The organism is Ruegeria sp. SATB027 (assembly GCF_059613825.1).
On record NZ_JBXWTH010000079.1, the window covers coordinates 39737 to 46674 of the forward strand.

Consider the following 6938-nt stretch of genomic DNA (forward strand, 5'->3'; position numbering starts at 1 on the left):
GCGCTCATCAGGCAGACCGGGTGAACTCCTTATAGGCTGTGTCCGTCATCGTCGCCCCGCCCTTGCAAGAGCGGGTGCGTTGCGTGGGCGTGAACGTCTGAAAGTTCTTCTGAGATTGCGATGATCCTGGAAGAAGCAAGCTGGTGCAGCTCGTCAACAACGGCCTCTGCCCGGTTGTGGCTGTCCGACAATCCTTGAGCCTGGAAGTGGGCTGCGGCGGTCGAAATGTCGTCGCTGCGCCATCCCATTGTAGTGCCCAAAGTGACGTTGTGATGGTCGCCAAAGCGGGCAACGAACGCCTCGCCATCAAGGCCGTAGCTGCTGGCCCTGTCGGTGACTTCCTTGCGGATCGCCGCCCACTTGTCGGCCTCTGGATAGTCCAAGACATCCATTTCAGCGGTGCCCACTCCCATCATCGTTGAGTAGCGCCGGTCCTCGATGATGAAGGCTTGAAGGTCTGGATCGTTAGTGCGCAGATCCGCAACATCGCCCTTCAGCTCGCCGATCTGAAGGTCCATAGCGACACGCAGATTTGGGTCGTCAACCTCACGAGCAAGACCTTCCATCTTGTCGATTGATTGCAGCAATTCTTTGGTCTGAGACTGGAAGTCCTCATAGGCCCCCTCGCCCAAGGTGTCCTTCATATAGACCTCGTAGCGGCGTGCTGCCGGGGCATAATCAGCGGACGCCTGGAACTCCTTGTCATCGACAATATCAGCAAGGGCAGACAGATACGGATGGCTCTGTTCGTTGTCCCGAACGTCGCTGATATGGGCATCAACCTGAGCCTTCAACTCGGGCGTGATTGTTTCTTCAGAACCACCTAATTCGATGTGCCGCCGCAAGTTACTCATGACTTCGGGCGACACATAAGACGGGTCTCCCGGCTCACCGTAATCATCAAAATGATGGGCCTGATCCAGTAAGTGTTCCAATCTTGAAGTCACTGGGCTTTCTCCTTCTACGAGTTGGATGGCAAACTCTTCGATCCGGTCTTTGATGGCGTTGGCGCGCTCATCAAACAGATCGGACATTCTTGCGATGGATAGAGTCATCACATCGGCGGCCATGTCGCGGGCCGTAACTTCGACTTCCGGGGTACTTTCAACAACCGCCATTCCGGCCTGAACTTTCCACGTATCGGTCTCGACTTCCTGCCGCAATCCGCGCTCAAGGCGGGTCGTTGCGGTTAGCTCAATTCCGTATTCCTCAGCAACCTCGACCTGGATAGAGCGCTGAACGTCGATGTTCATTTCGCTGCTCATACCCATAGCCAACCACTGCCCATGTTCGACGCCACGGTTGTTCACAACGATGTGGACATGGGGGTTGTCAGTGTCGTTGTGGAACACAGTCAGGTAGTCCCAGGTATCGCCAAAGTTACCGCTGCCAAATAGCCGATCTGCGAACTCTAAACCGGCCTCATGCGCGGCGTCCGGATAGGTGCCTTCGGGAAAAGAAACGATCATGTGACGGGTGTAACCGTAGTTGGTTTTCCCGTTGAAATCCTCGGCCCAGGTCTCGATCAAATCACTGACCTGATCCGCATCGAGCGGGGTCACGCCATTGTCTCGGATGTCCAACACGCCCTCTGCCCGGACGGTCAGATAGTTGATCTGGCGGCGCAGCTCATGCGCGTTTTTTACCCCACCTTTGCGGACGTGTTTCACAACTGCCTCGGGCTTTCCAACCACGGCACCAAGCCGCGCCTTGATGGATGAGGCCCGCGAAACCATGAACTTCATGCGCTTTGCGGTCTGCAGCTGCTGATTGATTTGCTTGGAACGATCGACACCCTTCTGAGCCTCACGGAAGGCAAGTTCCAGGAAGTCTCCGGCTGTCAGATCGCGGGCAACGGCGTTCATTTTTCGGGTGTCCAATCGTCGTCGCGCAAGATCCGGCGAATGGCGGATTCTGGTTCTCGGTTTCGGCGGGCGGCAGTGATCATCGCCTTCAAATCTTGCCGGTGCTGGATGATCGCGCGATGGAGATGTTCGACGTCGCGGTGGTCATCATCCGTCCAGATCACCGTGCCGCGCTTGGCCGACTTCGCAAGCTGGTTGAGGTTGGTGTATCCACCCTGAACCTGACGCAAGTGCTTCTGCCAGAGCTCCACCAGGGCCGGGTCCGGATCGAGATACCCGATCAGTCGATAGATCAGTCGCTGGATAATCTGATTGCGGCTCTTGGCACCGAGCGCGTCCACGGCCGCTTCCAGACGCTCCAGCGCATCCACTGGCAAACGCACGGAAAAGACGGTGGTGTCAGAAGGTCTGCTCTCGCTCAATACGCACCCAGTTGAGTATCAATCTTTAGTTGTATTTTGATTTGTAACACAACTACATTATCCTGTCATACACTCCAAGAGGAAACCGGGGGTGATTTTAGAAATCCGTATTTTCTCAAATTGCCCTCGGAACAGTTTTGCTCTTGGAGGCAATCTCCACCCCGGGAAATGGGTTCCGCCCCTTTTCCAACCAGCAGGCGTGGGTGCCGGTGGACCGGCGCAGGGCAATCACGCGAAGCGGGAGCTGCCCGAACAGCGCCCGTCACATTCCGGCACGTTCAAGTTCAGTATGGCATTTTCCGCGCGCCTCAGCGCGCTCAGTTTCCCGCCGCCTGCGCGGCGGGTGTGGCAGGGGTGCGAACTGCCGCGTTGCGGTAGGGCGATGTCCCTGCCCGGCCGTTCGGCCGCGCGCCACCTGTGGCGCATATGTGGTCCGGCCTGCGGCCGGAGCAAAAGAAAGGGCGGCTTGCGCCGCCCTGCCCTTTCGTCATTCGGTGACGGGCTCGTCATCGTTCCGCTTTGGGAAGGCCACCATCTCGACGCCGGGGAACATGTTGTGCTTGACCTGGATCGAGGTGATATTGCCGGTTTCATCCGTGTTGACGAAGAGAACCCCGCAGCGATCCCAGAAAGTCTTGCCTTCTTTCTCACCGGTCTTGACGTTCAGTTTCAGAGTTTGAGTTGCCATTGTTTGATCCTTGCTATGACGTGTTTCGATGAACATGGGAAAAGCGGGCATCAAGGGGATGTCAGCAGGGAATTTGGTTCGCGCGGAATGCGCCGCAGGCGCAGGGGAAATTCCTTGTTGAAGCGCAGTGCCCGGGCCGGGCACTGCGCGTCTTCCCCGACTGCCCGTTTATGTTCATCACTTCAGAAACACGGGCCAGCGAGGATCTTTTCTGGCAACGGGTTTGAAACTGTCAGACCAGATAACGGGCAAGAATTTCTGGGACCGCTGCCGACGGAACATACGAACAAAGCGATGTGGTTTGCGGCGGCAACATCACCTCGGCCCGACACAGGCGCAGCGCTCAGTTCATGGCGCGGGTGGCCTTTCTGGATCGGTATGACCCTCGTAGCAAAGGATTAAGGATTACGAGCGGTGCAAGTTGCCCGTTCCAATTGGCGGAGGCCAAAGACCGGGCGGTCCGGCCCTGAGCCGCGCCTGCGCGGATCAGGTGATCAGCCGGACTCAATTTGGCGGGGTGGATTTCGCCGCGATATCACGGCGACCCACGTGACCTATCGCACGTGTGCGCCTGGCCGCACAACCAGAGCATGGGCAGAGGCCGCGGAATGCCGCTCCAAGAAAGAGGCCCACCGAAGCGGGCCACAGTTTAACCTTGGGGAAATTCTGGAGGTATTGAGTTCAGGCTAACGCTTGCGCGCGCGATCAACAACACCGTCGGCCGTGATGGTGGCGATGCGATCCTCGGTGCGGCGGGTCATTTCCACCCCGTCCCCCGTCATATGCGCCTCGGCAAACTCGGTGAACTTGAAGATGCTGCCATCCGCTTCAACATGGGTTTCATCCTGGAGCGAGCGGCGTTTCACCGATCCGTCATGGCGGATTTCGATGATCGTGTTGTCGGCCATTCGGACCGTCACGGAATGCTCATCCACCGCCACACCCTGCCACCACATATCCGCATCGCGGCGCACAACAATGCGGTTTGGGTGCAGCTTGATCTGCACATCTTGTGCCGCCTCCAGATCAGCGGCTTTGACAACAACGATGGCCTCTTGCGCGTTGGGGTCACCATGGATCGACGCGCTGCCGTTCTTGGGCGGCCAGAGCTTTGGCTGTTCGCGCGGTTTGCCCTTCTGATCCGTATGGAACCCGACAAACATTTGCCCGGATTTCCAGACGCGGCGCATAGTGCTCTCTGTGGCGGTCGGTGCGGTGACGTTGGTCATGTCTGCCAGTCCTCATATTTCAGGTTCTCAACCCGGCAAAACTCTTTGACGTTGTTGGTGACCAGGATAAGTGAACGGGCAACGGCCTGACCTGCAATCAATAAATCATAAGCCCCAATCGGCGTACCTTTCACCTTCAGATTGGCACGGATCAGCCCAGCAGCTTTTCCATCCGCAGCAGTCAAGTCCAAGACTTCGAACCTGAGCGCGTCTACGCGCGCCACGTTCTCAGCAACTTTTCCACTTTTGTATGCTCCCCAATAGAGTTCATACATAACAACAGAGGGTACAGCAAAGTCACTTGGGACATGTTCCGACAGGCGAGAAATCAAACCGTTATTTCCCGCTATTACCGCAATGACTGCATTGGTATCGAGCAAGAATTTCACTTGAAAATATCCAGTTCAGGGCGGTCTTGTGGGGGCAAGTCTTCTTCTGCTGCCTGCACAGCATCATCATCCAACGGACCCAACTTGTGTAGGTCGCGCAACCATTCCCAATCGTTTTCGATAGGCTCAAGGATCACCCGTGAACCTTCGGCTCTGATCCGCACTTCATCCGTGCTGAACCTGAACTCTTTCGGCAACCGAACCGCCTGAGACCGACCCGTCATGAATACTTTTGCAACCGTTGTTTGTGGCATTGGCGCCTCCATTTGGTATGTATCAAAAATATATACCTTGAATATGGCAGCTTCAAGTACGATCACGGCAAAATCCAAGATTTTTTATGATCAAGGTTGCTGGCCGAGACAGGGCGCATTGCGCCCTGCCCTGCCAGTTTCAGAAGCAATCGGGCACCCACGTGTCAATCCGGGCTTTCTGTGCCTCGGTCACACCCAGTGCAGCCTGATGCTCTGGATCATTGAAGAGCTTGTGCAGCGCCTCGTTCTTCGCGCCTTTCTTGGATTTCGTGAAGGCTTTGAACATGTCGGTGTCGACGTGCAGGTCCAGCAGGTCTTTGTAGAGATCATCCAGCTGCCAGCCTTTCAGGCGCTTGAAGCAGTTCTCAGCCGACGGGGTCCAGATCGCGCGCATGTCAGCGCCAATCTCAGCCGCGATCTCTGCCATGAACTCCGGGCGCTGGGTCAGGAACCGCCTCGCAAGAAAAGCTGTGATCTCTCCATTGCGGGTCTTTTTGCCCAGATCGTGAAACGCTTTGAACGCCTCCACGCTGCCTTGTGCGGCCATCTCCTGGAACTGGTCATAGGCTGCCTCCGCCGCTTCATCCCGCTCCCCTCCAAGACGCGGATCGAGGATGAACTGGTCGTCAATCTCAGGTTTGTTCCGCTCGGCACCACCATAGCCAAACCCAAACAGGTTGCTGGTCAGACCGGAGGCCGGGGTTGCGTAGAAAGCAAACAGGCTCAGCACATAATCCGGCTTGTCCAGCAGAGCCGTTTGAACTGCTGCCAGCCGGATCGCCCCCATGTCGTCTATGAATTTCTGCGAATAGGCCGGTTTTGATGCTTCTTTGATCTCCGGCTCTTTGACCGGAGCCAGAACACCAGCCTCAATGGCGGCTTGCACATGTTCCGCCGCGACATAGGCCGATGATGTTTTAATCTCGCCATTGTTACCGACATAGACAATCACACCGGACAGCTTGCGCTGCGCGTCGGAATAGAACGGCGCGGCATAGTCCTCGAGCGCGGCTAGTTCCTTTTCACACTCCGCGTCCAGAGCCTCCCCTTCATAGAGTTCAGCAAGTTCGTCATACCGTTCCGCCTGTTCTTCGGTGAACTCCCGGCTCACCATCTCCAGACGGTGCATGCCTTCGATGCCCGAGAACCCATAGGTGATGTAGCTCTCATCACATTTGTCCACCCAGTCCCAGCCTTCCGCTTCGCGCAGCTTTTCCGCTTCAGCCGCCAGTTTCTCGGCAAACAGCCGATCCAGTAGTTCGCCGTCATTGAACAGGGTTTCATCGGCAAAGAGATCAGCAGTAATCGTGCCGCCCGCGTCAACGTAGGCCTCCTGCCGCACAAACACGGCCTTGCGGTTGGTGCTGCTGACGGCCTCAGACGTCAGGGCCTGTTTGACATCATACTCACTGAACCATCGGCATTCCTGGGCCTGTTCCAGCACCTCCAGAATTTTCTCTTCTTCGGTGCTGACGGTCATGGCCTTGGCCAGCCCCATGCTGATCTCACCCGCCTTGAGCGCATCCAGAACGGCGGCGGGCAGACCCGCCAGCGCAAGACGGCGGCGCACATGGGCTTCGGTCACGCCAAACGCATTGCTGATCTTGGCAACAGACAGGGATTTCCCGGCCATCTTGCCATAGGCACGGACCTCGTCTACCGGGTCCAGTTCCTCACGGGCGGTGTTTTCCGCATTGGCCCATTGTTCGGCCACGAAGGGATTGTCGGTCACCTTCACTGGAACCTGTGCCAGATCAGCACGCTCGGTCACGGCGATCTTCAAGGCCCGCAGGCGGCGGCCACCGGCAACGATGGCAACTTTGCCGTCCGCATCACGCAGACCGCTGAGGTTCTGGATCAGGCCGCACATAACCAGACTGTCGGCCAAGAGTGTAATGCCTTCCTCACCAACCTCCTGTCGTGGGTTCAGATCAGACAGGTAGAGATCGGAGAGCGAGATGGTTTCGATGGTTTCCGGTGCGATGAATGTTTCAACTTTGCTCATGGGGCAAATCTGGACTTCGTCCCTGTTTCCGGACAGTTTCACTATTGACCCTATGCGGCCATTTTCCAAGTCATATTGTTAAAGGC

7 protein-coding genes are annotated in these 6938 nt (G+C 56.8%); all 7 read right to left on the reverse strand.

All coding sequences use genetic code 11. The features are described from left to right. Window positions 1-29 precede the first annotated feature (29 nt). Window positions 30-1865, reverse strand: coding sequence for a relaxase/mobilization nuclease domain-containing protein (locus tag AC2FPW_RS20135; protein WP_496815123.1), 1836 nt, complete (start codon window positions 1863-1865; stop codon window positions 30-32). Then, a complete protein-coding gene (locus AC2FPW_RS20140; RefSeq protein ID WP_496815124.1) occupies window positions 1862-2287 on the reverse strand; it encodes a ribbon-helix-helix protein, CopG family in 426 nt (141 codons plus the stop codon). The genes AC2FPW_RS20135 and AC2FPW_RS20140 overlap by 4 nt, the downstream gene beginning before the upstream one ends. 487 nt (window positions 2288-2774) lie before the next feature. Beyond that, window positions 2775-2975: a hypothetical protein gene (locus tag AC2FPW_RS20145; RefSeq protein WP_170694234.1), complete on the reverse strand. Its 201-nt coding sequence runs from the start codon at window positions 2973-2975 to the stop codon at window positions 2775-2777. A gap of 686 nt (window positions 2976-3661) precedes the next feature. Next, window positions 3662-4204, reverse strand: a complete 543-nt coding sequence (locus tag AC2FPW_RS20150) for a hypothetical protein (protein ID WP_496815125.1) — start codon at window positions 4202-4204, stop codon at window positions 3662-3664. Continuing rightward, entirely contained in the window at window positions 4201-4593 is a 393-nt protein-coding gene (locus AC2FPW_RS20155) for a type II toxin-antitoxin system VapC family toxin (RefSeq protein WP_496815126.1), read from the reverse strand. The genes AC2FPW_RS20150 and AC2FPW_RS20155 overlap by 4 nt, the downstream gene beginning before the upstream one ends. Further along, window positions 4590-4913, reverse strand: a complete 324-nt coding sequence (locus AC2FPW_RS20160; protein WP_496815127.1) for an antitoxin — start codon at window positions 4911-4913, stop codon at window positions 4590-4592. Before AC2FPW_RS20160 ends, AC2FPW_RS20155 begins: the two co-directional genes overlap by 4 nt. Window positions 4914-4986: 73 nt before the next feature. Further along, the gene (locus tag AC2FPW_RS20165) at window positions 4987-6852 is read right to left on the reverse strand and encodes a ParB/RepB/Spo0J family partition protein (protein ID WP_496815128.1); all 1866 of its coding nucleotides are present in this window, start codon (window positions 6850-6852) and stop codon (window positions 4987-4989) included. Between the last annotated feature and the right edge of the window lie 86 nt (window positions 6853-6938).